The sequence below is a fragment of the Actinoplanes sp. NPDC026623 genome (assembly GCF_040638275.1).
In the GTDB taxonomy this organism is placed as follows: Bacteria; Actinomycetota; Actinomycetes; order Mycobacteriales; family Micromonosporaceae; genus Actinoplanes.
Genome location: NZ_JBEZXZ010000005.1, coordinates 32,081 through 57,494, shown reverse-complemented (window position 1 = coordinate 57,494; position 25,414 = coordinate 32,081). Strand labels below are relative to the sequence as shown.

The 25,414-nt window shown below is 70.4% G+C and carries 22 protein-coding genes and 1 tRNA gene; 15 read left to right on the top strand and 8 right to left on the bottom strand.

Annotated features, from left to right (window positions below; genetic code table 11):
* Window positions 1-24 precede the first annotated feature (24 nt).
* Window positions 25-1,182 carry an acyl-CoA dehydrogenase family protein gene (locus tag AB0F10_RS02775; protein ID WP_360620082.1) on the top strand — a complete coding sequence of 386 codons (1,158 nt, stop codon included), beginning with the start codon at window positions 25-27 and terminating at the stop codon, window positions 1,180-1,182.
* Between the two features lie 113 nt (window positions 1,183-1,295).
* The gene (locus tag AB0F10_RS02770; protein ID WP_360620081.1) at window positions 1,296-3,755 is read left to right on the top strand and encodes a helix-turn-helix domain-containing protein; all 2,460 of its coding nucleotides are present in this window, start codon (window positions 1,296-1,298) and stop codon (window positions 3,753-3,755) included.
* Window positions 3,756-4,003: 248 nt separating this feature from the next.
* Here the strand turns inward: AB0F10_RS02770 and AB0F10_RS02765 are convergent, their stop codons facing one another.
* On the bottom strand, window positions 4,004-4,528 hold the full coding sequence (locus AB0F10_RS02765) for a MarR family transcriptional regulator (protein ID WP_360620124.1): 525 nt from the start codon (window positions 4,526-4,528) through the stop codon (window positions 4,004-4,006).
* A gap of 94 nt (window positions 4,529-4,622) precedes the next feature.
* Here AB0F10_RS02765 and AB0F10_RS02760 point away from each other — a divergent pair, with 94 nt between their 5' ends.
* Together AB0F10_RS02760 and AB0F10_RS02755 are read left to right on the top strand one after the other, a co-directional pair.
* Complete coding sequence (locus AB0F10_RS02760; protein WP_360620080.1) at window positions 4,623-5,201, top strand: YceI family protein; 579 nt, start codon at window positions 4,623-4,625, stop codon at window positions 5,199-5,201.
* A gap of 208 nt (window positions 5,202-5,409) precedes the next feature.
* Window positions 5,410-6,888, top strand: a complete 1,479-nt coding sequence (locus tag AB0F10_RS02755; RefSeq protein ID WP_360620079.1) for a glutamate--cysteine ligase — start codon at window positions 5,410-5,412, stop codon at window positions 6,886-6,888.
* A 29-nt stretch (window positions 6,889-6,917) separates the two neighbouring features.
* Here AB0F10_RS02755 and AB0F10_RS02750 read toward each other — a convergent pair whose 3' ends face one another.
* The gene (locus AB0F10_RS02750) at window positions 6,918-8,657 is read right to left on the bottom strand and encodes a Hansenula MRAKII killer toxin-resistant protein 1 (RefSeq protein ID WP_360620078.1); all 1,740 of its coding nucleotides are present in this window, start codon (window positions 8,655-8,657) and stop codon (window positions 6,918-6,920) included.
* Between the two features lie 105 nt (window positions 8,658-8,762).
* On the opposite strand from AB0F10_RS02750, the gene AB0F10_RS02745 reads away from it, so the two are divergent.
* A complete protein-coding gene (locus tag AB0F10_RS02745) occupies window positions 8,763-9,626 on the top strand; it encodes a PASTA domain-containing protein (RefSeq protein ID WP_360620077.1) in 864 nt (287 codons plus the stop codon).
* Window positions 9,627-9,651: 25 nt separating this feature from the next.
* On the opposite strand, the gene AB0F10_RS02740 is transcribed toward AB0F10_RS02745, so the two are convergent.
* Entirely contained in the window at window positions 9,652-9,951 is a 300-nt protein-coding gene (locus AB0F10_RS02740) for a hypothetical protein (RefSeq protein WP_360620076.1), read from the bottom strand.
* A gap of 476 nt (window positions 9,952-10,427) precedes the next feature.
* Here AB0F10_RS02740 and AB0F10_RS02735 point away from each other — a divergent pair, with 476 nt between their 5' ends.
* The 3 genes from AB0F10_RS02735 (at window position 10,428) to AB0F10_RS02725 (ending at window position 12,160) form a co-directional block, all read left to right on the top strand.
* Entirely contained in the window at window positions 10,428-11,309 is an 882-nt protein-coding gene (locus AB0F10_RS02735) for a helix-turn-helix transcriptional regulator (protein ID WP_360620123.1), read from the top strand.
* On the top strand, window positions 11,273-11,497 hold the full coding sequence (locus tag AB0F10_RS02730; protein ID WP_360620075.1) for a DUF397 domain-containing protein: 225 nt from the start codon (window positions 11,273-11,275) through the stop codon (window positions 11,495-11,497). Before AB0F10_RS02735 ends, AB0F10_RS02730 begins: the two co-directional genes overlap by 37 nt.
* A 210-nt stretch (window positions 11,498-11,707) precedes the next feature.
* Window positions 11,708-12,160 carry a hypothetical protein gene (locus AB0F10_RS02725; RefSeq protein WP_360620074.1) on the top strand — a complete coding sequence of 151 codons (453 nt, stop codon included), beginning with the start codon at window positions 11,708-11,710 and terminating at the stop codon, window positions 12,158-12,160.
* Between the two features lie 9 nt (window positions 12,161-12,169).
* On the opposite strand, the gene AB0F10_RS02720 is transcribed toward AB0F10_RS02725, so the two are convergent.
* The 4 genes from AB0F10_RS02720 to AB0F10_RS02705 all read right to left on the bottom strand — a co-directional run bounded on the left by AB0F10_RS02720 (window position 12,170) and on the right by AB0F10_RS02705 (window position 15,635).
* Window positions 12,170-12,850, bottom strand: coding sequence for a hypothetical protein (locus tag AB0F10_RS02720; protein ID WP_360620073.1), 681 nt, complete (start codon window positions 12,848-12,850; stop codon window positions 12,170-12,172).
* A gap of 276 nt (window positions 12,851-13,126) precedes the next feature.
* Window positions 13,127-13,933, bottom strand: coding sequence for a WecB/TagA/CpsF family glycosyltransferase (locus tag AB0F10_RS02715; RefSeq protein WP_360620072.1), 807 nt, complete (start codon window positions 13,931-13,933; stop codon window positions 13,127-13,129).
* A 61-nt stretch (window positions 13,934-13,994) separates the two neighbouring features.
* On the bottom strand, window positions 13,995-15,068 hold the full coding sequence (locus AB0F10_RS02710; RefSeq protein ID WP_360620071.1) for an NAD-dependent epimerase/dehydratase family protein: 1,074 nt from the start codon (window positions 15,066-15,068) through the stop codon (window positions 13,995-13,997).
* Between the two features lie 484 nt (window positions 15,069-15,552).
* Window positions 15,553-15,635: transfer RNA gene (locus AB0F10_RS02705), tRNA-Leu, on the bottom strand.
* Between the two features lie 167 nt (window positions 15,636-15,802).
* Here AB0F10_RS02705 and AB0F10_RS02700 point away from each other — a divergent pair.
* From AB0F10_RS02700 to pknB, 7 genes are all read left to right on the top strand, one after another.
* Window positions 15,803-16,591 carry a DUF3662 and FHA domain-containing protein gene (locus AB0F10_RS02700; RefSeq protein WP_360620070.1) on the top strand — a complete coding sequence of 263 codons (789 nt, stop codon included), beginning with the start codon at window positions 15,803-15,805 and terminating at the stop codon, window positions 16,589-16,591.
* 5 nt (window positions 16,592-16,596) lie between these two features.
* Window positions 16,597-17,079: an FHA domain-containing protein gene (locus tag AB0F10_RS02695; protein WP_360222207.1), complete on the top strand. Its 483-nt coding sequence runs from the start codon at window positions 16,597-16,599 to the stop codon at window positions 17,077-17,079.
* A complete protein-coding gene (locus AB0F10_RS02690; RefSeq protein ID WP_360620069.1) occupies window positions 17,076-18,503 on the top strand; it encodes a PP2C family serine/threonine-protein phosphatase in 1,428 nt (475 codons plus the stop codon). Before AB0F10_RS02695 ends, AB0F10_RS02690 begins: the two co-directional genes overlap by 4 nt.
* 80 nt (window positions 18,504-18,583) lie before the next feature.
* Window positions 18,584-20,038 (top strand): FtsW/RodA/SpoVE family cell cycle protein, encoded by a 1,455-nt coding sequence (locus AB0F10_RS02685; protein WP_360620068.1) that lies wholly within the window; start codon window positions 18,584-18,586, stop codon window positions 20,036-20,038.
* The gene (locus AB0F10_RS02680) at window positions 20,035-21,537 is read left to right on the top strand and encodes a penicillin-binding transpeptidase domain-containing protein (protein WP_360620067.1); all 1,503 of its coding nucleotides are present in this window, start codon (window positions 20,035-20,037) and stop codon (window positions 21,535-21,537) included. Before AB0F10_RS02685 ends, AB0F10_RS02680 begins: the two co-directional genes overlap by 4 nt.
* Before the next feature lies 1 nt (window position 21,538).
* Window positions 21,539-22,888, top strand: a complete 1,350-nt coding sequence (locus AB0F10_RS02675) for a serine/threonine-protein kinase (RefSeq protein WP_360620066.1) — start codon at window positions 21,539-21,541, stop codon at window positions 22,886-22,888.
* Complete coding sequence (gene pknB, locus AB0F10_RS02670; protein WP_360620065.1) at window positions 22,885-24,681, top strand: Stk1 family PASTA domain-containing Ser/Thr kinase; 1,797 nt, start codon at window positions 22,885-22,887, stop codon at window positions 24,679-24,681. The genes AB0F10_RS02675 and pknB overlap by 4 nt, the downstream gene beginning before the upstream one ends.
* A 75-nt stretch (window positions 24,682-24,756) precedes the next feature.
* Here pknB and AB0F10_RS02665 read toward each other — a convergent pair whose 3' ends face one another.
* Complete coding sequence (locus AB0F10_RS02665; RefSeq protein ID WP_360620064.1) at window positions 24,757-25,407, bottom strand: aminodeoxychorismate/anthranilate synthase component II; 651 nt, start codon at window positions 25,405-25,407, stop codon at window positions 24,757-24,759.
* Window positions 25,408-25,414: the final 7 nt, after the last annotated feature.

The following is a 25,414-nucleotide window of genomic DNA, read 5'->3' as shown; positions in this document are numbered from 1 at the left end:
TCTCTGGTCCAGAAAGGACGCATCATGGTCGACTTCCGGCTCAGTGAGGAGCAGGAGGCGCTCGTCGCCAGCGTGCGGGAGTTCGCCCGCGAGCAGGTCGCGCCGGTCATCGGCGAGCACTACGAGCGCAAGACCTTCCCGTACGACCTGATTCGGCAGATGGGCAAGATGGGCCTGTTCGGGCTCCCGTTCGCCGAGGAGCACGGCGGTATGGGCGGCGACTACTTCGCGCTCTGCCTGGCCCTGGAGGAACTGGCCCGGGTCGACAGCAGCGTGGCCATCACCCTGGAGGCGGGCGTCTCGCTGGGCGCCATGCCCATCTACCGATTCGGTACGCCGGAGCAGAAGGCCACGTGGCTGCCCCGGCTGACCAGCGGCGAGGCCCTCGCGGCGTTCGGCCTCACCGAGCCGGGGACGGGCTCCGACGCCGGCGCGACCACCACCCGGGCGGTCCTCGACGAGCGGACGAACGAGTGGGTGATCAACGGCTCGAAGGCGTTCATCACCAACTCCGGCACGGACATCACCTGCCTGGTGACGGTGATGGCGGCGACCGGCACGCGGCCGGACGGCGGCAAGGAGCTCTCCACCATCATCGTGCCGTCGGGCACCCCCGGCTTCACGGTGGCGCCGGGCTACTCGAAGGTCGGCTGGTGCGCGTCGGACACCCATGAGCTGGCGTTCGACGACGTCCGGGTGCCGGCCGCCAACCTGCTCGGCGAGCGTGGCCGCGGCTTCGCCCAGTTCCTGCGGATCCTCGACGAGGGCCGGATCGCCATCGCCGCGCTGTCGGTCGGGCTGGCGCAGGGCTGCGTCGACGAGTCGGTCAAGTACGCCAAGGAGCGCCAGGCGTTCGGCCAGCCGATCGGCAACTACCAGGCCGTTCAGTTCATGATCGCGGACATGGAGATGCGGGCGCACCTCGCCCGCGTCGCCTACTACGACGCCGCGGCGCGGATGCTCGCGGGCGACGACTTCAAGCACCAGGCCGCCCTCGCCAAGCTTTACGCGAGCGAGGCCGCCATGGACAACGCCCGCTACGCGACCCAGGTGCACGGCGGCTACGGCTTCATGAACGAGTCTGCCGTGGGCCGGTTCTACCGGGACGCGAAGATTCTTGAGATCGGTGAGGGTACGTCCGAAGTGCAGCGAATGATCATCGCGCGGGGCCTCGGGCTGTAGATCTTGGACGCCGGGCCGGATTCGGCGACAAATCCGGCGGTGCAACCGTCGGTTACTCGACAAATGGCCGGTTGAAGTCGGCATCCATAGACGTGGGTGCCTAGGTTCGAGGCATGACGTCCGATCACGGGGCGGACCAGGGTGGTCCGGGATTCGACGCCGTGCTGCGCAGCGACCGGCTGCGGGCGAAGCTGACTCAGGACGAGCTGGCCGCCCGCGCCGGGGTCGGCGTCCGCACGGTGCGCGACCTCGAGCGCGGACGAGCGTCCCGGCCGCAGCGCACCACGGTGGAGCTGCTCGCCGCCGCGCTCGGCCTCGCCGGTGCGGACCGGCTGGCGTTCCTCGCCGCCGCGCGCGGTCAGTCCTCCGGCGCGCCGGCCGAGCCGCGATTCGTGCGCCTGCCGCCGGCCGCCGACCTGATCGGCCGCGACGGCGACGTCGCCGAGCTGCTGGCCCGGCTCTCCCAGCCGCGGGACGACGGGCCGCGCGGCATCACCCTCGTCGGCCTGGCCGGCGTGGGCAAGACCAGCCTGGCGCTGACCGTCGCGCACCGGGTCGCGCCGGCGCACCCGGGCGGCGTGGCCGGGATCGTCGTCACCGACGGCTCGACGTCCGGCGAGGTGCTGGGCGGTGTCGCCGCGGTGTTCGGCGTCGGCCGGCCGGACGACCTGGTACCGCGCTTCGCCGGCCGCTCCGCGTTGCTTCTGGTCGACGCGGTCGAGCGAGCGTCGGACGCGGTGGCGGAGGCGCTGACCCGGCTGCTCCGCCAGCACCCGACGCTGCGCTTCCTGGCCACCGGCCGGCATCCGGTCGGCCTGCCGACCGAGCGGGTCTGGCCGGTCTCCCCGCTGGTCGTGCCGCCCGCCGAGACGGGGCCGGCGCTCGCCGACGTGGCCGGCTACCCGGCCGTCGCCCTCTTTCTCGATCGCCTGGCCAGGGTGCGCGGTGCGCCGATCGAGCCGGACGAGGTGGCGCCGCTGGTCGCGCTGGTGCGCCGGCTCGGCGGCCTGCCCATCGCGCTCGAACTGGCCGCCGCCCGCGGCCGGGTGCTCACCGTCGCCGAGATACTCGACCGGTACGGCGACCGGGTGCTCGACCTGTCCGGGCGTCCCGCCCCGGGCGGCGTCGTCTCGGTGCGTGACGCGGTCGCGGCCAGCTACCGGCTGCTCCCGGCCGACGAGCAGCGCGCCCTGCACCGGCTCGCCACCTTCCGGAATCGCTGGTCGCTGGAGCTGGCCGAGGCCGTCATCGAGGACGGCCGGTCCACCGACGCCGTCCACCTGCTGGACCGGCTGCTGGAGCTGGGCCTGCTCAGCGCCCGCGGCGCCCGGGCGCTGCGGTTCCGCCTGCTTGACGTCGTCGGCGACTACGCGCTCGAACGAGCCGCCGCGGTCGGGGACCTGCAGGCCGCCCGCCGCCGGCACGCCGAGGTCATGGCCGACCTGGTGCAGGCGATAGCGCCGGAGTTGAACGGCGCGCGGCTGGCCGAGGCGGCCGCCCGGCTCGACGACGTCGCCGGCGACCTGGGCGCCGCGCTCACCTTCGCGGCACAGGAACAGCCGCACATCGCCCTGCGCATCGCGGCCGTGCTGCCGCGGTGGTGGCGGTTCCGCGGCCGGGACGTCACGGGGCGACAGTGGCTGCGGCGGCTGCTGGCGGACCCGCGTACGGCCGACGCGGATCTGGCCGTCCGGGCCTGGGCCAAGGTCGGGCTCGCCCAACTGGCGCTCGAGCACGGGTCCGGCGCCGAGGAGATCGGCTCGGCCGAGGCGGCCCTCGCCGACTTCTCGGCCCTCGGCGACGTGCCGGGGCAGCTCACCGCGCACACCCAGCTCGCCGCGCTGTGGATGACGATCCGCGGCTACGACCGGGCCCGGCAGCACGGTGTCGCGGCGCTCACGCTGGCTCGCGGGAGCAACCGGGTCCGCGACATGGCGGTGGCGGCGAACAACCTGACCTGGCACGAGATCCGCGAGGGTGACCTGGCCGGGGCGCGCGTCCGGCTCGCCGAGGTGGACCGGCTGGCCAGCCGCTGCGGCGAGCACCGGCTGCGGGCCGTGGCGGCGGCGAACCTCGCCGAGGTCGAGCGACTGGACGGGCGGTTCGACGAGGCGGCGCGGCTGGGCCGGGACGCGATCGCCGAGCTCGAGGACGTCGGCGACCCGGGACACCGGCGCCGGGTGCTTGCCACGGTCGGGCTGGCGCTGGCCGGCGGCGGCCGGGTCGAGGAGGCGGCCGCGGTGCTCGCCGAGCTGCGCGCGCCGGAGACCGCGGAAGCCGCCGACGGGCCGGCGGCGATCGTCGAGGCAGCGATCGCGCTGCGCCGCGGCGAGCGGCGGCGGGCGGCGGAGTTCTTCGCGGCGGCCGCGGCGGCGTACGACGGCGCACATGATCCGCGGGACACGGTCGAGGCGCTGGTCGGGCTGGTGCTGAGCACCCCGGATCCCGACCATCGGCGGGAGGCGGTGGGGCGGCTCCGGGAGCTCTGCCGCCCGGGCGGGATCACGCTGATGCCCGGCGAGCGGGAACTGCTCGGCCCGGAGCTGACCCGTCAGGTCGAGTCGAGCGAGTGAGTGCCGGGCGGTGGCGTGGACGACCGGCGCTTTTCGTAGCCCCCACACGCCGGTCGTCACAACGCCCCGGTAACGCGGCGAGAACGAAAACTCCCCCGTTCGCCCCGCCTCGGCCTCGGCCGCGCCGCGTCCCCCTTGCGGAGATCACCCTAGCGGGGGTGGCGTGGCGATTTGCGGAGATGGGCGGGTTTCGACCCGGCTGTGCGGCGGTTCTGCCGGTACTTCTGCCGGTTGTGTCCCGCCGGGCGTCAGCGGGCCGGCGTGGCGGTCCCGGCGGCCGGGTCGTGGTGGTCCTCGCCGGTGCTGCCCGCCGTCGCGCACGGGTTGACCGCGTCGCGGATGGTCCGCAGGGACTCCAGCATGTGATCGAGCTGCTCGGGCTCGAGCTGGCCGATGAACCACTGCTGCACCAGCTCGAGATGTCCGGGGAGGATCTCCTCGAGCCGGCCGATCCCGGCGTCGGTGATGACCGCGTAGGAGCTGCGGCGGTCGCTGGGACATGCGTCGCGGCGAATCAGGCCGCTGCGTTCCATGCGATCGACGACCCTGGTCACACCGCTGGTGGACAGGGAGGTCTGGCCGGCGAGATCGGTCATGCGCAGGCGGTTCTGCGGCGAGCGGGCGAGGCGCATCAGCACCTCGAACTCGACCGGAGAGACCCGGTGCTGATCGAATTGCGCGGCGAAGCGATTGGTCAGGCCCGTGTACGCCTCGGCGAAGAGGCCGACGGCAGTGAACCGGGGGTCATCAAAAACGTTGCCCACATCGGCCATGTTATCACCAACACTTGACACGGGGAATATTGCCGGGCATATAGTTGCTACGTCAGACAACAACTTGGGCATCAACCGTTGAGGGGAACCTGTCATGACCGACTCCGTCGTCAGCACTCGCGAGTTCGAGGGTCTTCAGATCCCGGCCGCCGGCGTCTACGAGCTTGACGCCTCGCACAAGCGGGTCGGCTTCGTCGTGCGTCACCTCATGGTGAGCAAGGTGCGCGGCGACTTCGCCGAGGCTACCGCCACCATCACGATCGGTGAGGACCCGCTGCAGACCTCCGTGACCGCCTCGATCGCCACCGCGAGCGTGCGGACCGGCCAGGCCGACCGCGACAACCACCTGCGCACGGGCGACTTCTTCGAGGCGGAGAAGTACCCGACCATGGAATTCCGCAGCACCGGCATCAAGTCGCACGACGGTGCCGAGTTCATCCTCGACGGCGAGCTCACCATCAAGGGCGTGACCAACCCCGTCGAACTGGTCGTCGAGTTCGAGGGCGCGGCCACCAGCCCGTACGGTCAGTCGGTCTTCGGTTTCAGCGCGACCACCGAGATCGACCGTGAGGACTGGGGCCTGACCTACAACATGGCCCTGGAGTCCGGCGGCGTCATGATCGGCAAGAAGGTCAAGATCGAGATCGAGGGCGAGGCCATCCGCCAGGCCTGACCCCACCGATTTCGCAGGAGCGCCGTCCATTCGGGCGGCGCTTTTGCTATCTCTGTGCAGCCGGTAGCGACATCGACCGAGGGATGCGAAGGTAGACCCTGCGCTTCCGCGTGCTCACCCACAGCTCATCTGTGTCCGTTTCGTCCCTGGTCACAGTTACCGGCCCCACATACCGTGAGAACATCACGCGAATGTGGCAGGAGGAACGATGGGTAAGGACCTCTCAGTGGTCGTCAGCGCCCAGGACGATCGGGTCCGCTATCGGCGAAAGGTGCGCCGCTGCCTCGACGTGCTGGCGCTCATGCTCGACGACTTCGCCTTCGACACGGAGAGCCCGACCACGGGTCTCGAGATCGAGCTCAACCTGATGGACGGCGACGCCGAACCCGCCATGTGCAATGCGGAGATCCTGGCCAACCTGGCCGACCCGAGATTTCAGACGGAACTGGGGCAGTTCAACCTCGAGCTGAACGCGAGACCCCGGCTGATCAGCGGAAACGGGTTCGCCGACTACGAGCGCGACATCGTCGACAGCCTCGCCCGCGCCGAGGACCGGGCCCGGAAGTCGGACAGCACGATCGTGCTCATCGGCAGCCTGCCCACCCTGCAGCCGGATCACCTGGTGCTGGCGAACCTCTCGGCGAACGAGCGATACCGGGCGCTGAACGACCAGATCGTCGGCGCCCGGGGCGAGCAGTTCAGCGTCGACATCCGCGGGGTCGAGCGCCTGCAGACGTCGAACGACTCGATCGCGCCCGAGGCCGCGTGCACCAGCGTGCAGTTCCACCTGCGGGTGCCGCGGGACAGGTTCGCGGCGTACTGGAACGCCTCGCAGGCGGTGGCCGGCATTCAGGTGGCGGTGGGTGCGAACTCGCCGTACCTGCACGGCCGGCAGTTGTGGGCCGAGACCCGGATCGCCCTGTTCGAGCAGGCCACCGACACCAGGCCGGACGAGCTCAAGGCGCAGGGGGTACGCCCGCGGGTGTGGTTCGGCGAGCGCTGGATCGACTCGGTGTTGGACCTCTTCGAGGAGAACGTCAGGTACTTCCCGCCGCTGTTGCCGATCATCGACGACGAGGACCCGGTGGGGGTCCTCGAGGCCGGTGGTGTGCCGATCCTCGGAGAGTTGCGGCTGCACAACGGCACCGTCTACCGCTGGAACCGGCCGGTGTACGACGTGATGAACGGGCGGCCGCACCTGCGGGTGGAGAACCGGGTGATGCCGGCCGGGCCGACGGTGATCGACATGCTCGCCAACGCGGCGTTCTACTTCGGGATGGCCTGGGAGCTGGCCGCGGAGGAGGACCCGATCTGGACCCGCCTGCCGTTCGCCACGGCCGAGGACAACTTCCACGCCGGCGCCCGGCGGGGCATCGAGGCGACCGTGGTCTGGCCGCACTCGGGCGAGATCTCGGTTACCGATCTGGTGCTGGATGTGCTGCTGCCGAAGGCCTACGCCGGCCTCGACCGTCTCGGAGTCGACTCGGTGCAGCGGGACCGGCTGCTGGGGATCATCGAGGGCCGGTGCGTCAGCGGCCGCAACGGCGCGACGTGGCAGGCGTCGGCGGTCTGGTCCGCCGAGCATTCCCGCGGGTTGTCGCGGGACGCCGCGCTGCACGACATGCTGCTTCGATACAGCTCACTCCAGAAGACGAATTGCCCCGTCCATACCTGGCCGGTCGATTAGCGCCGGAACGCGGTTTCTTCGGCGCCGTTCTAGTCGCCCGCGCGTCGCCCGAAGCGGCGAAGGCCACGCCTCTTGGATTCCCCCGCGGCCGGTGCCGCGGCGTCATCGACCCACAGTGGACTCGTCAGGGGCGAGGCCTGGCCGCCGCCGACGGCTCCGGTGGGCGCCGAATTTCCGGCCGCGCCGCCGGGCGCCGGCTTCGTGGCGGCCTTCCGGGCCGTCGGGCCGTCCCCGGGCGCCGAGTTGTCCGGGGTGGACTTGGTGGGCTTCGCGGGGGTCTTGCCGCCCGGGGGCGTTTTATCGGAACTGACGTCATTCGCCGGGCCGGGCGTTGATTTGGTGCCCGGTTTCGGGCCGCCGGAGGCCCGCTTGGCCGGCCCGGACGGAGATTCACCCGATCGAGGCGGGTTGATCATCGCGACCTGTGGCGCGGCGGGCGGCGGCGCGACGGTCGAGCGGACGCCCGGTTCGCCGGCCGGCCGGGCGGCCGGCGCCTTTCCCCGCGGTGATGGTGGCTTGGTCACGCTGGGTGTTGCCGGAGCGGGCGCCGGCTTGCCGGACCCGGCCCGCCCGCGCTTCGTGCGGCCGGCGGCCGGAGCCTCGGCGGGCTTGTCCTGTCCGGCCGGCGTCCCGTTTGCCGGGGCGGGCGCCTTGGCCCGTCCCGTCACCACGCCGGGCCGGTCGCCGGCGCCGTCGCGGGCCGCGCTGCTGCGACGCAGCCGGCCCAGCAGCGAGGGCCGCTCACGCTCGGCCGACGGCGCCGGGGTGGCCGCCGTCTTCGGCCCCGGTCGGCCCGCGGGCCGGGGCGCGGGCACGGCGCCGGCGCCCGCCGGAACGGGCTTCGCCGCGGCGGATCCGTCGGTGCCCGAGCCGATCGCGCGTGGTCCGGTCGGCCCCGGCGTCCGGGCCCGCCGATCCGCGCGGCCCCGGCCGATGGCGACCGTCAGCGCCGAGCCGCCCAGGCCGGCGAGCACCCCGTAGGGCGCGATCAGGTACGCCGATGCCAGCGGTCCCAGCTCGCCCCTCAACTGCGGTGCCAGGACGAAGAAGGCCGCCGCGACCAGCAGCGGGCCCACCGCGCCCGAGGAGGCCGCGCCGACGCCGAGGTCGCCGCGCCGGACCGCGGGCACGGCGCCGATCACGCCGATGATCAAGGCCGCGAGCAGGGTCAGCAGGGCGCTCGGCCAGTAGATGGTGCCGAACATGCCGTCGAGTGAGTCAGGTGCGGCGAACTGCCAGCTGGACAGGTACGTCGCCGACGGCCGGTGCCAGAAGACCGAAACCACGACCGCCGCCACGGCCAGCGCCCAGAGCCACGCCGCCGTGGCGATCAGGTTCGCCGCCACCGGCCTGGATACGACCGCCCAGTACGCGATGAACAGGCCCAGCAGCACGCCGATGGTCGCGTATCCGGCCGCGATGGTCTGGGGTGAGTAGGTGTCCACGCGTACGACCGAACGGGCCGGGAGCGCGATCAGCGCGACCGTCAGCAGGGCACCGACCGCCGCCGAGGCCGCCAGCGCCAGGCGCCAGGGCCCGCCCGCGGTGCGCCCGAGCCGGCCGGCGATGACCGCGCCGAAGACCGTCGCGTTCGCCGCGATCCACGTTGCCCAGCCGAGGCAGCCCAGCCAGACACTGTCGTCGGCGGTCGCGACGGCGGGCCAGACGACCACGCCGAGCCCGTAGCCCAGGCCCAGTTGGGCGGCGCCCGTTCCCGCGGCCACCCCGGCCGCGGTTGCTACCTGCGCTGTCCAGCCCTTATCGGCCATGCCGGGCACTGTAGCCGCCGGTGACCATGCCTGCGAATCGCCGAGGTGTTGCCACAAGATTGGCTAGGTTGGCGTCAGACGGCCTGTGAGGGGGAGGATCCTGCGATGTCCGACGACGAGGAACCCGGCCGTCCTGACGAGACGCACGAGTTCTCTCCGTTCGAGGACGAGAGCGAAAGTCGTCCGAACGGCGGTCCCCGAACGGGGGACGCGGCCGCCGACCGCACCGAGGAGATGCCGCCTGCCGCGCCGGACGAGGACGCGACGCAGGAGTCACCGCGGCCGCCGCGGCGCGACACCACGGCGGAGCTGCCGGCGGCCGGCGATGCGGGTGCACACACGGCTCGTTTCGACCGCGGCGCCGACGCCTGGGCCGACGACGGCGATCGGGGCTGGTCCGGGCGGGCGGGGGTGCGGCCGCCCTCGGGCTACGACGACGACGGCGACGGCGACTGGGCCGCGGTGTCCTCGGGCGAGCCGCACGGGAAGTGGTGGATGCCGATCCTGGTCGGCATCGTGGGCCTGGCGCTGCTCGCGGTCCTGGGCTGGGGGATCTACCTGATCGTGCAGTCCAGCGGGGACGCCGCCACCCCGCCCGCGGTGACCACCACGGCCCCGCCCGCCCTGGAGACCACGCCTACCACCGCGGCGCCGACCACCACGCCGGCCACCACCGAGCCGACGTCTTCGGTGCCGCCGCCGAGGGACATCACGGTTCCGGCGTTGAAGGGGCTCTCCGAGGACGAGGCGCGCGCGGCGCTCGACCGTAAGCTGCTGCGCTATCGCCTGCGCTACGTGACAAGCGATTATCCGGCCGGCACGGTGATCGACAGCGACCCGGCCGAGGGCCAGCAGGTGCCGGCGGACACGGTCATCTCGCTGATCGTCGCGATCGCGCCGACCACGTCGGCCGCACCCACGCAGACGGCGGCCTCGGCCGCACCCACCGATCAGCCGGACGGGGATTGAGCCCGCAGCGGTGGGGACGGCCTGGTCAGCGGTTGGCGCGCAGGGCGCGGGTGGAGATGCCGCCAGTGGTCATTCCAGGCTGGCGGCCGTTTCTGGCACGGGGGTCCGGGGCCTTGCCGACCTGGCGCAGGCCGCCGACCTGGACGAAGATCGAGCGTCGCTCGACGGCGTCACCGGACGCGTTGAGCTCGTAGCCGTCCAGCCAGATCCAGCCCTCGTAGGTCGGCCAGTCGTGCACCCGGATGACCCGGAAAAGCATCGGCGCCGCGAATTGGACACTCGCCGCCTTCGTCACGTGTATGACATCGCCGGACCGAGGAAGCACGTCATCTCCTGTCCTGAACCCAGTAGGGGCAAACATCACTTTGCCGCATAGTGAACGCAGATGGTCCAGTGTGCCCGGCTCGTACGTGTTTGCAAGGTTGCGATGATGCCATTCATCACAACGGTGCGGTAACGCCATCGACGGCCTCATCGGGGCCCGGCGGACTTCGCAGAGTCCATCCTGGACATCCGACGGGAGCCGACCCCCAGCGACGGCGTCGCTTTTGGTGCGGTGCGTCGGGCTCGGCGGTGTCTCTCAGCGCTTCCTCAAGAACCCTGAGTGACGCATGCCTTAGGCAAAGATTGCACCACGAGGAGGGTCGATGCAAGTTGCAGGTCAGCCGATAGTGATCTAACGATCACTGTGGACACTTGAAGGATCAAGAGATCAACAGAGACACTGACTCCGACAAACACCGTACGGCGGACGCTGCGTAGTCGTTCCGTTGCACAGTGCCACGCAGTCCGGAGGTGAGCGTGAATCCGCGCCGCAGCCCCACTATCCGCCGCCGCCGACTCGGTGCCGAGCTCCGCAGGTACCGCGACGAGGCCGGCGTGACGATCGACGTGGTTGCCGATCGCCTCGGCTGTTCACCGTCGAAGGTGTCCAGAATCGAGACGGGCCACACGAGCGCCACGCCGCGCGATGTCAAGGATATGTTGGACATCTACGGTGTTAGCGGCATCGAGTCGGACGAATTGGTGCAAATATCCAGAGAAGCCCGCCAAAAGGGATGGTGGCACCCATTCAGCACAGTTCTCACCGGCGCCTATGTCGGCCTCGAGGCCGCCGCCAAGTCGATCCGGGCGTACGAGCAGCAGGTCATCCCGGGATTGCTTCAGACCGATAAGTATGCAATTGCCATGATTAGGGCCGCCCGACTGAGTGACAGCGACCGAGAAATAGAGCAACGGGTGCGCGTCCGAATGGCGCGTCAAGCGTTACTGAATCAGGACGATCCGATCGATCTATGGGTGGTGCTCGATGAAGCGGTGCTGAGTCGCCCAGTCGGCGGCGACGAGGTCATGCGAGATCAATTGCTCCGGTTGGTCGAGGCGACCCGGTTGCCGAACGTCACGCTGCAGATCCTGCCGTTCGCGGCGGGTGCCCACGCCGGCATGGACGGCACGTTCGCGATCCTCGACTTTCCGGATGCCGAAGATCCCAACGTGGTGTTCTCTGAAAACGCCACCGGTGGGCTTTTCCTGGAGAAGAGCGATGATCTCCGCAAGTACAACTCCATCTTCGACACCATCCGGGCGACGGCCCTCTCACCCGAGGAGTCCAGAAACATGATCGCTATGCTGGCAGAGGAGCCATTGTGGAAGTTGAGACCAAGGGTTTCCGGATCGATCTGAACCGCGCTCAGTGGTTCAAGAGCACTCGCAGCGGCCCGAACTGTGACAACTGCGTCGAGGTCGCCTTTGTCGACCAGGCCATCGCGGTGCGCGACTCGAAGAACCCGACCGGACCCGCACTGATCTTCACCGCCGCCGAGTGGGACGCCTTCGTGGGAGGCGCCAAGGACGGTGAGTTCGACCTTTAGAGCACGGCATCACTGACCGCCCCCGCCCACGCGGGGGCGGTCGTCGCATTTCGCCCCTTTTGTACCGTCGCCAGTCGGCCCCGTCCTCGTTGAACGCTCTAAGCGCGGACCGGACCGCGCCTCGAACCGCCGTCAGCCCGTACGGCTAACCGTCTCCCCCTCGTGACGGTGCGGGCAGGCCTTCGATACGAGCGAGGCAAGGCGAAACAGATGACGATTGGTTCCGACAACCTCAGCAACGGATCCGCGACCGCGCAGGATCGGTTCAGCGGCGGCGTGAGCGCATACCGCCAGACCCGCCGCGAGGCCGCACTGGCCGCCGAGAACGGCGACGGTGAGCTGGTCTCGCGCAGCAGCGGCGGTTCCGGCCTCACCTCCGGCCTGCCCACTCGCACGCCCATCGAGCCGACCAGCGCGCTGGAACGAGCGTCGAAGCTGCCGTCGCTCGACCTGCAGGGCCTGACCGAGCCGGTCTTCTCCTCGGGCGGCTGGGTCGACGCGTCCAGCTCGCAGTCGATGGCGGACCACCCGCTGCTGCGCGGCCTGCTGCTCGAGCTGCCGGTCCGCGGCACGATGCCGGAATCCGGCTGGCTGGACCGCTGGTTCGAGGCCGCCCGGTCGATCCTCGAGCTGCTCTACGTGCAGGAAGCAAGGCGTAAGTAGTACCGCGGGTCAGGCGGCCCGGCGGGCGGGGGCGGCGGTGATCGCCACGTCGGGCTCGTCCGGCAGCGCGGTGTAGGCCTCGAACGGCGTGGAGGTGCGCATCGCCGGCAGGGGCCGCAGGCCGCCCCGGCCGATCGGCGCGACGACGGCGACGTTGAGCCGGCCGTGCCGGATCGCGTGCCGGATGCCCAGCGCCAGGACGCCGGCACCGACCAGCGCGAGCACCGTCCCGGCCGAGTCGGCGCCGGGCATCTGCACCAGGCCGGCGGCGATCGGCACGCCCGCCAGCGCGGCCAGTCCGGTGACCTGCAGCGGGGTCGCGACGAGCGGGTGCGCCGCCGCGGCGCGCAGGGCCGGCGGCACCGGTGTCAGCGGGGCGGTGGCGAACGCGCCCGCGCCGCGGCGGATCTGGGTGACGCGACGCGCGGTCACCAGCATCACGAAGACCGCGGGTACGGCGGGCAGCAGCATCGCCGCCGGCACCGCGGAGTCCCCCGGCAGCAGGTTGGTGGCCAGGGGTACGGCGATGAGCACCGCAAGGCCGCCGCCGACCAGCATGGACAGTGCGCGGCCGCGCAGGCGCAGCTCACGGGCGGTGCGGACGCCGGGAAGCGTCTCGGCCAGGAATCCGGCGGTGAGCCAGACGGCCGCGAGGGCGCCGATCGAGATGAGGTCCGTTGCGGTGTTCACATCGACAGAATTCACCTGCCGCGCAAGGAAGAGAACCGGGATATGCCCGGACCGGGTACCCGTAGGGGGCGGGCGCCTGACTCCACGTAACTGACCGGTTACATAAAGCGCTCACTCCAATGGGCGAAGTGGACAATGACCCCTGTTACGACAGTGACGTGTGTCCTAGTGTCGGGTGCCAGATGCCCGGCGACGCCTTTCCCGGACATCGACGGTTCGACCTGGGGAGGTCGGTCGGGGTCCCGGCGGCGACGCGGAGGACCCCGGCACCCGTCGTCAGACCGCGAAGCTCTCGACCGGCTCGGTGGCCGGCGCGGGCGGGGTCGCCTTCCACACGCCGAGCCGCTGCGCCGTCAGCCGCGACACGTACGCCGGGTTCAGCAGCAGGTAACGCTTCCAGAGCCGCTTCGGCTCCAGCCCGAGGCGCCACAGCCACTCGAGGGAGTACTTCTGCATCCACGCGGGCGGGTTCCTGAGCAGGCCCGCGTGGTAGTCGAACGCCGCGCCGACGGCCAGCAGGGGCATGTCGAGCAGCGGGCGCATCGCGTACGTGAAGATCTCCTGGCGGGGGCAGCCCAGCCCGACCAGGACGACACGCGCGCCCGACGCCTTGATCCGGTCGGCGATCTCGACGTTCTCGCCCGGCTGGACGCTGCGGAACTTCGACGACTCTACCCCGGCGATCTTCAGCGCGGGGAACATCCGCTCCAGCGCCGGCACCAGCTTCTCCAGCGTCGGCTCCGTCGAGCCGTACAGGTAGACCGGCAGGCCCTCCGCCGCGGCCTGGCGCAGCACGCGCAGGGTGAGCTCCGGGCCGTAGACCCGGTCGGCGAGGCCCGCGTGGTGCAGCACGTTGAGCGCGCCGCGTACCGGCTGGCCGTCGGGGGTGACCAGGTCGAAGGAGTTGAGCCGGGCGTTGTGCGCCCGGTCCTGCACGCCGGTCATGACGCCGTGCACGGCCAGCGCGGTCACCGCGTAGGGCCGGCGCTCGCGCGCCGCCTCGATGATCTGCGCCGTGGCGGCCTCGTAGTCGACGGCGTCGACCAGCACCCCGAGAACGTTCTTCTTACCCTGAGCGATCACGACGTTGCCCTGCCCATCCTCGACACGCGCTGCCGGCCCTCGCTGCGCTCGGTGCGGTCGCTCATGTCGCTGGAACCCACTTGCCGACGTTCGCCTCGTAGATCTCCTGGAGGATCATCGGGACGTCGTAGACCTGCTTCCACTCCGGGTAGTCGGCCTGGAACGCGGCCATCGACCCGATCCACCACTGGTGGTCGCCGATCCGGTTCTCGTCCACGTACTCGGTGACCATCTCGGTGCCGCTGATCTTCTCCGCCATGGCGAACGCCTCGAGGTTGGAGCAGTTCGAGTGCCGGCCGCCGCCGAGGTTGTAGACCGCCGCCGAGCGCGGGTTGCGGAAGAAGGCCTCGAACGCGCTGAGCACGTCGTGGCTGTGGATGGCGTCGCGTACCTGCTTGCCCTTGTAGCCGAAGATCCGGTACAGCCGGCGTTCCATGTTGGCCCGCATCACGTACCCGAGGAAGCCGTGCAGCTCGGTGGCCGAGTGGGCCGGGCCGGTCAGCGTGCCGCCCCGGAAGATCGCCGTCTTCATCCCGAAGTAGCGGCCGTACTCCTGTGCCATCACGTCGGCGGCAACCTTGGACGCGCCGAAGACCGAGTGCAGGCACTGGTCGATCGACATGTCCTCGGTGATGCCGTCCGCGTACGGGTGCGCCGGGTCGATCTCCCAGCGGGTCTCCTGCTCGATCAGCGGGAGCCGGTTGGGGGTGTCGCCGTACACCTTGTTGGTGGAGCAGTGGATGAACGGCGCGTCGATGCAGTGCTCGCGGGTGTTCTGCAGCATGTTGAGGGTGCCGCCGGCGTTCACGTCGAAGTCGGTGAACGGGTCGCGCACGGCCCAGTCGTGCGACGGCTGAGCGGCGGTGTGGATGACCACCGCGATGTCCGTGCGGTAACGCTGGAAGATCTTCGCCAGCGAGTCCCGGTCGCGGATGTCCACCCCATGGTGTGAGTACGCCGACCCGAGCTCAGCCGTGAGCTGTTGCACATTCCAGGCGGTCGAGGCCTCCGCGCCGAAGAACTCCTGCCGCATGTCGTTGTCGATCCCGACCACCTCGAGGCCGAGCCCGGCGAAGTGCCGGACCGCCTCGGAGCCGATGAGACCACCCGATCCGGTTACCAGGGCGACGGCCACGAGCTAACTCTCCAGGGGTCTCGGGTGCGGGAAATCAGACGAGAGCATAACGCGGCCACGCTCACGCTCCGTTGTCACCCGAACGGAGGTCCCCCACCAACCGCAAGGCCCGCAACCCCGCCCAACGAGCCCGGCCGACCCCAACACCGCAACCAACGAGCCCAGCCACGACCGCGCAACCAACCCCCAGCCCAGCAGAGCGCAACGACCCGCTCAGCCCAGCCGAGCACCGCGCAACCGACCCGCTCAGCCCAGCCACGACAGCGCAACCGACCCGCTCAGCCCAGCCACGACAGCGCAACCGACCCGCTCAGCCCAGCCACGACAGCGCAACCGACCCGCTCAGCCCAGCCACGACAGCGCAACCGACCCGCTCAGCGCAGCCAATACAGCGCGGGGCTTCCGGGGGCTCGGCCCCCGGAGCAGAAATGAAGAGCGACCCCAGGCCCGCGCTTTCCGCGGGCAGGGGTCGCCTAGTCGATCGTGGGGATGGGGGGAGTTGAACCCCCACGTCCTTTCGGACACACGGACCTGAACCGTGCGCGTCTGCCATTCCGCCACATCCCCGTGGCATTCAATTAGCCGGAACAGACTACGCTGTCCCTCGTTACACCGCGAGCAGATACTGCCCGTGACGCCAGGGAAGACTAGCACGGCGTCACGGGCTGCAATACGAGGGTCAGGAGCGACGGCCGCTCTGCGCAGAGATGCGGAAGCGGCGGCCGGATACCATCATGTCCTCGGAACCCGAGGAGGAGCCGGTGAGCGTGCTGCAGCGCTTTGAGAAGCGGTTGGAAGGCCTGGTCGAGGGGGCCTTTGCGAAGGTGTTCAAGGGTGTCGTACACCCGGTGGAGATTCTGAATGCGATGCAGCGGGAGGCCGAGGCACACAAGGCCATCCTCGCCGGTGGCCGTACCTTGGTGCCTAACCGCTACGTGATCGATCTCTCGCCGTACGACCACAGCAGGTTGGCGCCGTATGCCGCCGCACTGGCCCAGGAGTTGGCCCAGTCGCAGGCGGAGTTCATCGGTGAGCAGGCCTGGACGGTTTACGGCGATGTCATCGTCGAGATCGAGCGCGGTGACGGGCTCGACACGGGCATGTTCCGGGTCACGGCGGAGGTGTACACGGGCGGCGAGGTCGCACCGGTGCAGCAGCCCGCCTATGACGCGGCGCCTGCCTACTCGCCGTATGACCAGCAACAGCAGCAGGGTGGCTACCAGCAGCACGGGCACAACGGCCGCAATGTCGGCCTGGTGTCCGGCGATGGGCGCACGTACCCGCTGCAGATGGGTTCGACGGTGATAGGCCGTGGTGACCAGGCGAATCTGCGTCTGCCGGACGTCGGCATCTCCCGCCGGCACGCCCGGCTGGACTACGACGGCAGCCAGGTCGTGCTGACGGACCTGGGATCGACGAACGGGACGATGGTCAACGGCCAGCGCGTGTCGGCCGTGGCTCTCAACCCGGGCGACATGATCCAGTTGGGCACGACCACGCTCACGTTCCGAGTGGACGGCTAGGCACCTTGCCAGAATTCGTCCTCACCGTCGCCCGGTTCGGCTTCCTGATCCTGCTGTGGATCTTTGTGTTCACAGTGGTGGGAGTCATCCGAAAGGATCTCTTCGCCGGCGTCCGGTCCAAGAGCATCGTCGCCAGCCCGCGAGGCGTGGGTGGTGCGGTGATGCAGGGCCGGCCCGCGAAGGCGAAGCGGGGCAAGGCCGCCCGGCAGCTCGTCGTGACCGCCGGTCAGTTGGCCGGCACGCGGATCACGCTCGGTGAGGCTCAAATTACTATCGGACGGGCGGAGGACTCGACGCTGGTCATCACGGACGACTTCGCGTCGGCTCGACACGCCCGGCTTGTGCCGCGGGACGGCCAGTGGTTCGTTGAGGACCTTGGCTCGACGAACGGCACCTATCTCGATCGCGGTAAGGTCTCCGGACCTACTCCCGTCCCCCTTGGCGTGCCGATCCGGATCGGCCGCACTTCACTTGAGTTACGGCCATGACCCTGACCCTGCGCTACGCCGCCCTAAGCGACCGCGGTCTGATCCGAGACGGAAATCAAGACTCCGTCTACGCCGGACCGCGGCTCCTTGCCGTCGCCGACGGCATGGGCGGCATGGCCGCCGGTGACGTCGCCAGCAACATCGTCATCGCGGCCATGGCCCCGCTCGACGAGGACGTACCCGGCGATGCGCTGGTGGACGCCCTTCGTCATGCGGTCGGCAACGCCAACCAGACCCTGCGGGACACCGTCGACGCCAATCCGCACCTGGAGGGGATGGGCACCACGCTGACCGCCGTGCTCTTCTCCGGCAGCAAGATCGGCATGGTGCACATCGGCGACTCGCGCGCCTACATGCTGCGCCAGGGTGAGTTCTCGCAGATCACCAAGGACGACACCTACGTACAGATGCTGGTCGACGAGGGCCGGATCAGTCCGGAGGAGGCGAGCAGCCACCCGCAGCGGTCGCTGCTGACCCGCGCGCTCGACGGCCGGGACATCGACCCGGAGTACTCGGTCCGCCAGGTGCTCAAGGGCGACCGCTACCTCATCTGCAGCGACGGTCTTTCGGGTGTCGTCAGCGCCGAGACCATCGACGAGAGCATGCGGGACATCCCGGATCCGCAGGCCTGCGTGGAGCGGCTCGTGCAGCTCGCGCTCCGCGGCGGCGGCCCCGACAACATCACCGTGGTGATCGCCGACGCGACCGACGCCGACATCATGGAGCAGGCCCCGATCGTCGGCGGCGCGGCCGCCCGCGACCGCGGCAACTCGACGGTGGCGGACGCCTCCAGCGCCGCCGCACGCGCGGCCGCCCTGCATCCGCCGCCGCGGCCGGCGCAGCCGGAGGGCGCGGGCTACGACCGCGACGAGCCGGACCAGCCCCGGCAGCATCCGGTGCGAACCAGTCTGCTGGTGCTCCTGCTGCTCGGCGTGCTCGGCGGTGGCCTCTACCTGGGCTGGCAGTACACCCAGAAGCAGTACTACGTCGGCGCCACCGAGCAGGGCCAGCTCGCGATCTTCCGCGGGGTGCCCGGCCAGATCGCCGGCCTCGACCTGTCGAGCCTCAACGAGAGCAGCCCGGCCCGGCTGGACGACCTCACCCTGGTCGCGCAGGCCCGGGTCAAGGAGGGCATCCACGCGGACAGCCAGGTCGACGCGCGTCGCCGGCTGGCCGAGCTGACCAGCGATGAGCCGTCCAACCCCAACTTGAAGCCGATCTGCTCACCGAGCAGCCCCGCGCCGACGGTGACTCAGCCGGTGAACCCGACCGGTCTGCCGTCCGCGGCAGGGAAGACCTCGTCTCCCAGCCGGAAAACACCCACCTCGGCGCCGGCGCTCGCGCCTGCCATCACGCCGGACGCCCTGCCTACGGACGCTGCCTCGCCGGTCATCGACCCGGTCGGGTGCCGGCCCGTCGGCTGAGCGTCCGCCCACCGAAGTCTGGGGACTCCTTCTTGACCGCGCCCGCACTACCGGCTCCCACACCCAATCCCACGGGTGAGATGCCGCGTGTCCAGGGCCCGAAGACGGGGCGCAACGCGGAGCTGGGGCTGCTCGCCTTCGCGATGGTGATCGTGGCCGCCTATGGGGCCACGGTCGAGGCCAACCAGTTCGGCAAGGTCACGCCGACCTTCTGGGTGCCGGCGGCGCTGCTGAGCGTGCTCTTCCTCGGCCTGCACCTGGTGGTCCGCAACGTCGCCGCGTTCGCGGATCCGGTGCTGATCCCCGCCGTGGCGCTGATCAACGGCCTCGGCGTCGGCTTCCTGCGGCGCCTCGACCTGGCCAAGTCCATCGCCGACAAGCAGCCCGAGCCGGGCGTCTTCGCCGGCGTCGGCGGCCGCCAGCTCGCCTGGACGCTGGCGGCGGTGGTGCTGGCGGCGATCCTGCTGCTGGTCGTGCGGGACCACAAGGCCGTGTCGCGGTACGCGTACACGCTGGGCCTGGTCGGTATCGTGCTGGTGATGATCCCGGCGGTGCTGCCGGGCAGCCTCTCGGAGGTCAACGGCGCCAAGCTGTGGATCAAGATGGGCGCGTTCTCGATCCAGCCCGGTGAGTTCGCGAAGCTGGCGCTTGTCTCCTTCTTCGCCTACTACCTGGTCCGCAAGCGCGAGGTGCTCTCGCTGGCCAGCCGCCGCTTCCTCGGCATCGACTTCCCCCGCGGCCGCGACCTGGGCCCGGTCATCACGGTGTGGCTGCTCTCCCTGCTGGTCCTCGTGTTCGAGAAGGACCTCGGCACGGCGCTGCTCTACTTCGGCCTGTTCGTCGTGACGCTCTACGTCGCCACCGAGCGGGTCAGCTGGCTGCTCATCGGCCTGGTCATGTTCTTCGGCGGCGTCTACGTGGCCTACCTGCTGGGTGACGCTATCGGCGGACCGTTCGCCAACTTCTACGACCGCGCCACGGTCTGGCTCGACCCGTTCGCCACCGCGAACTACGACCGGGTCGGCGGCAGCTACCAGCTGGTCCAGGGCCTGCTCGGGCTCGGAACGGGCGGCCTGTTCGGCACCGGGCCGGGCGCCGGCTCGCCGGGCTTCGTGCCCGAGGTGCGCAACGACTTCATCTTCGCCGGCATGGGCGAGGAGATCGGCCTCTTCGGCCTCTCCGCGCTGCTGATCTGCTACCTGCTGATCGTCGAGCGCGGCCTGCGGACGGCCCTCGGGGTGCGCGACTCGTTCGGCAAGCTGGTCGCCGGCGGCCTCGCGTTCACCCTGGGCTTGCAGGTCTTCGTCATCCTCGGTGGCATCACCGGGCTGATCCCGCTGACCGGTCAGACCACGCCGTTCCTGTCCGCCGGCGGTTCGTCGCTGATGGCGAACTGGCTGCTGATCGCGATGCTGCTGCGGATCTCCGACGCCGCGCGCCGGCCCGTGACCGGTGGTCCGGCGGCGGCACCCGGAGTGCCGAAGCAACCGCCCGTTCAGCTACACGGCGCCATGACGGAGGTGATCAAGCCGTGAACGCACCGCTGCGTAAGGCCGGCGTGGTTATCCTCGTGCTCTTCGGCCTGCTGTTCGCCAACCTCAACTGGGTGCAGGGCTACAAGGCCGACGATTACCGCACCAGCGACTACAACGGCCGCGTCCGGGTCGCCGAGTACGAGGTCCCGCGCGGGGTCATCGAGGCCGGCGGCCACGGGTTCGCGATCAACAAGGCCACCGACGGAACCCTGAAGTACCTGCGGGTGTACCCGGACAAGAAGCTCTACGCGCCGATCATCGGCTACAAGCCGGTCAACATCGCCGAGGTCGGCATCGAGCGCAGCGAGAACGAGTTCCTCTCCGGCGCCAGCGACAAGCTCTTCGCCGACCGGGTCAGCGCGATGTTCACCGGCGACAACGCCGGCGGCGGCAACGTCGTGCTGTCGGTGATTCCCAAGGCGCAGGAGACGGCCTACAAGCAGGTCACCGACAACGAGCGCGGCGCCAAGAAGGGCTCCGCGGTGGCGATCGATCCGCGCACCGGCGCGGTGCAGGCGCTCGTGTCCTTCCCGACCTTCGATCCGAACCCGCTGGTCAGCCACGACGTGAAGGCGGCCGCGGCGGAGTACGAGAAGCTCAACGCGGACAAGGACAAGCCGCTGCTGAACCGCGCGCTGTCCGAGACGTACCCGCCCGGGTCCACCTTCAAGGTCATCGTCTCGGCGTCCGCGCTGCAGAGCGGTTATAAGAAGAGCACCGAGATCCCGGCCGGTCCCACGTACACCCCGCCCGGCTCCGGCGAACCGATCAAGAACTCGGAGGAGGACACCTGCCCCGGCGCGCAGGTGACCCTCGAGGAGGCGCTGACCGACAGCTGCAACACCGGCTTCGCGCAGCTCGGCGTCAAGCTCGGCCGGGACAAGATCAAGAAGGCCGCGCAGGATTGGGGCTTCGAGCAGAGCGACCTCGAGGTCGGAAACCTGGAGGGCTCGGGCCTGCCGGTCGCGGCGAGCCACACCGGCGACATGGCGAACCCCGACGGCAGCACCGACCAGGCCGCGCTCGCCCAGTCGTCCATCGGGCAGAAGGACGTCCGGATGACGACGATGCAGGGCGCGCTGATGGCGGCCACGGTGGCCAACGGCGGCCGGCAGATGCGGCCCTACCTTGTGCAGCAGCTGCTCAGCCCCGATCGCCGGCCGATCTACACCGCCAGCCCGAAGACGCTGCGCAGCCCAGTCGACGGCGGTGTCGCGAGCGACCTCAAGGACATGATGGTCAGCGTCGTCGAGAACGGCACCGGCCAGCGGGCGAAGATCGACGGTTTCCAGGTCGGCGGCAAGACCGGCACGGCTCAGAACGCGCCCGGTGCCGACGACCATGGATGGTTCATCGGATTCGCCTTCAACGACAAGGGCGAGGCCGTCTCGGCGGTCTGCGTCATGCTGGAGAACGTGCCCGGCGGTCATGCGAGCGCCGAGGCGGCCCGGATCGCCGGGCTCATCATGAAGGCCGCGGCGGGCCGGGGAGGGGACTGACGTGATCAGCCCTGGGGTTACCCTCGGCGGCCGGTACCGCTTGGATGAGCGGATCGCCGGAGGCGGCATGGGCGACGTGTGGCGCGGCACCGACGAGGTGCTGGGCCGGACGGTCGCCGTCAAGATTCTGCTTCCGGCCCTGCTGGACGAGCCCGGCTTCGCCGAGCGCTTCCGCGGCGAGGCCCGGACCATGGCCACCATCAACCACCCCGGCGTGGTCGATGTCTACGACTACGGCAGCGACCAGCAACTCGCGTTCCTGGTCATGGAGTACGTCGAGGGCGACGCGCTCTCGCGCACCCTGAGCCGGGTCGGCCGGCTCACCCCGGCCCGCACCATGGCGCTGGTCGCGCAGGCCGCGGACGCCCTGCAGGCCGCGCACGCGAACGGCATCGTGCACCGCGACGTCAAGCCGGGCAACCTGCTGGTGCGCCCGAACGGCACGCTGGTGCTCACCGACTTCGGCATCGCCCGGTCCGCCCTCGTCGGGCAGTTGACCGTGGCGGGCTCGGTGCTGGGTACGGCCTCCTACATCTCGCCGGAGCAGGCCTCGGGAGCGGTCGCCACCGCGGCCTCCGATGTCTACGCTCTCGGCGTGGTCGCGTACCAGTGCCTCTCGGGTCACCGGCCCTTCGACGGCTCGACGCCGATCGAGATCGCCATGAAGCACGTGCGGGACACGCCGCGGCCGCTGCCCGCCGACATCCCGCCGGCGGTCCGGGCGATCGTCGACCGGGCGCTGGCCAAGGATCCCGGGGCGCGCTGGCCCACCGCGTCGGCGATGGCCGCAGTGGCCCGCCAGGCCGCCTCCTCCCTCACGACCCAGGTGCATCAGCCGGCCGTCAACGGCTCCGGCCCGGTGATGAACAGGCCGCAATCCGGCGGACCCGCGGTGGCGAACCGGCCGCATTCGGGCGCGCCGGCCTCGGGCCCGCCCGGGCATCCGGTCTCGGGACAGGCCCGGCCGCCGTATCCGCCCGTCCCCCGCCCGGTCTCGGGCGGTCAGGCGCGCGGAGCGGCCTCGGTGCCGCCGGCCCAGCAGCCGTACCGGCATCCGTCGGCACCGCCGATGCAGCACCATCCGATGCAGGGTGGCAAGCCCGAGGGGTCCGGCGGCCGGCAGGTGCTGATCGTGCTGGCTGTGGTCCTCGCCCTGCTGGTGCTGCTCTGCGCCGGGGTCATCTCGTTCCTGCTCAACCAGGGCCGCACCGGCGCGCTCGGCGCGCCGTCTACGATCGCCCACGCGGGCTTCGCCGGGCAACGGACGCCGGTGGCGTCGTACCGTCTTCTGAAGCAGGCTGCCGCTCCGCACAGCCTGAACCACGCGACCGAAGGACGACAGACGCTATGACGGCGCAGGCCCGCCTGCTCGGTGGCAGGTACCAGGTCGGCGAGCTGCTCGGCTATGGCGGTATGGCAGAGGTGCACAAGGGCCGTGACCTGCGTCTTGGCCGCGACGTGGCGATCAAGATGCTGCGTACCGATCTCGCCCGGGATCCCACCTTCCAAGAGCGGTTCCGCCGCGAGGCGCAGAACTCCGCGGCGCTGAACCACCCGGCGATCGTCGCCGTCTACGACACCGGCGAGGAGATCTCGTCGACCGGCGAGAAGCTGCCGTTCATCGTGATGGAGTTCGTCAACGGCCGGACCCTCAAGGAGGTCCTCGCCGCCGAGCAGCGCCTTCAGCCGCGCCGTGCGCTGGAGACGACCGCGGACATCTGTGCCGCCCTGGAGTTCAGCCACCGGCACGGCATCATCCACCGCGACATCAAGCCCGGCAACGTGATGATCACGCAGAACGGCCAGGTCAAGGTGATGGACTTCGGCATCGCGCGGGCCCTGGCCAGCGGTGCCACCACGATGACGCAGACCAGTGCCGTCATCGGCACGGCCCAGTACCTGTCCCCGGAGCAGGCCCGCGGTGAGTCCGTGGACGCCCGCTCCGACGTGTACGCCGCCGGCTGCGTGCTCTTCGAGCTCATGGTCGGGCACCCGCCGTTCGTCGGGGACAGCCCGGTCAGCGTCGCCTACCAGCACGTCCGTGAGGACCCGAAGGCGCCGAGCGACATCAACCGCGAGGTTCCGCCGGACGTCGACGCCATCGTGCTGAAGGCCCTGGCGAAGAACCCGCTGAACCGCTACCAGAGCGCGCAGGAGATGCGTGCCGACGCGCTGCGCGCGGTGTCGGGCCGCCCGGTGCTGGCCACCCCGGTGATGTCCGAGGCCGAGACGATGGCGATGTCCGGCCCGCCGATGCGCCAGCAGACGGCGATGACCCGGGCGATCCCGGCCGGGGGCCCGCGCGACCCGCGGCAGCCGGAGCGCCGGACGTCCTCCTGGGTGATGGCGGTGCTCGCCGCACTCGGCGTGCTCGCCGTCGTGGCGCTGGGCATCGGCCTGTACATGGCGAACAACAACCAGGAACCGACCGAGATCGCGACCCGGAACGTGCCCAGCGTGATCGGGTTGTCGGAGGGCAACGCCCGTAAGAAGCTGGCCGACGCGGGCTTCACGAACGTGGCCGTCGGCGAGCCCAAGGAGACCAAGAACTGCAAGGACGTGGTCGCGGAACAGACCCCGTCCGAGAACTCGCCGCTGCAGATCGACAAGACCGTGACCATCAACATGTGCACCAGCCCCGCGGTGACCCGGGTGCCGAGCAATCTCATCGGCAGCACCGAGGACGCCGCGCGGTCCGCGCTGGAGGGCGCCCGGCTCGAGCCGGAGTTCAAGCAGGTCAACAGCACCGTCGAGGAAGGCCACGTGGTCAAGGTCGAGAAGGCCGGCCAGCAGGTCGAGCCCGGCACCAGGATCACGGTGGAGATCTCGCGGGGCAACCTGATCGAGGTGCCGTCGGTGGTGGGCAAGTCCGAGGACGTCGCCAGGGAGCTGCTGCAGAGCCGGGGCTTCGAGAACATCAAGATCCAGCCGTCGGATCAGGAAGGCCCGCCGGGCAAGGTGGTCGGGCAGACCCCGGACGCTGGGCAGAAGCGGACCAAGGACACCGAGATCACCCTGACGGTCATCGCGGAGCCGGACCCGGATGCCTCCGGCTCGCCGGACCCGGGCGAGACGACCCCGCCGGCCGGTGACGGCGGCGGCACCGGTGAGGGCGGCACGGTCGGCAACCTGCTCGGTCGCTGACTTAGGAGTCGAACAGCACGAGGCCCGGACGCCGGTCGGCGTCCGGGCCTTCGTTTTCGTCGAGGGCTTTCGAGGTCAGGCGGTCGCGAACGCCGAGCGGCGGCGGGACTCCACCTCGGCGGCGAGCTGCGGAGCCCGCTCGAGCGCCTCCGGCAGGCCGCAGGAGGCCAGCCAGTTTGCCAGCATGGTGTGACCGCCCTCGGTCAGGACCGACTCCGGGTGGAACTGCACGCCCTCGATCGGCAGCGTCCGGTGGCGCATCGCCATGACCACGCCGGACTCGGTCCAGCCGGTGACCTCGATCTCGCTCGGAAGCGTCTCGGGCAGCACGGCCAGGGAGTGGTAGCGGGTCGCCGTGAACGGGTCCGGCAGCCCCGTCAGCACGCCGGTGCCCTTGTGCCGCACCTCCGACGTCTTGCCATGCAGCAACTCCGGTGCCCGCGTCACGGTGGCGCCGAACGCCGCGCCGATCGCCTGATGACCCAGGCAGACGCCGAAGATCGGCAGCTTTCCCGAATATTCGGTGATGACATCCAGCATGATGCCGGCCCGGTCCGGTGCACCCGGTCCCGGGGAGAGCAGGAGCCCGGCGGCGCCGAAGTCGCCGACGTCGGCCACCGTGATCTCGTCGTTGCGCCGCACCTCGCACTCGGCGCCGAGCTGGCCCAGGTACTGCACGAGGTTGAAGACGAACGAGTCGTAGTTGTCGATCACGAGGATGCGCACGGCGTCA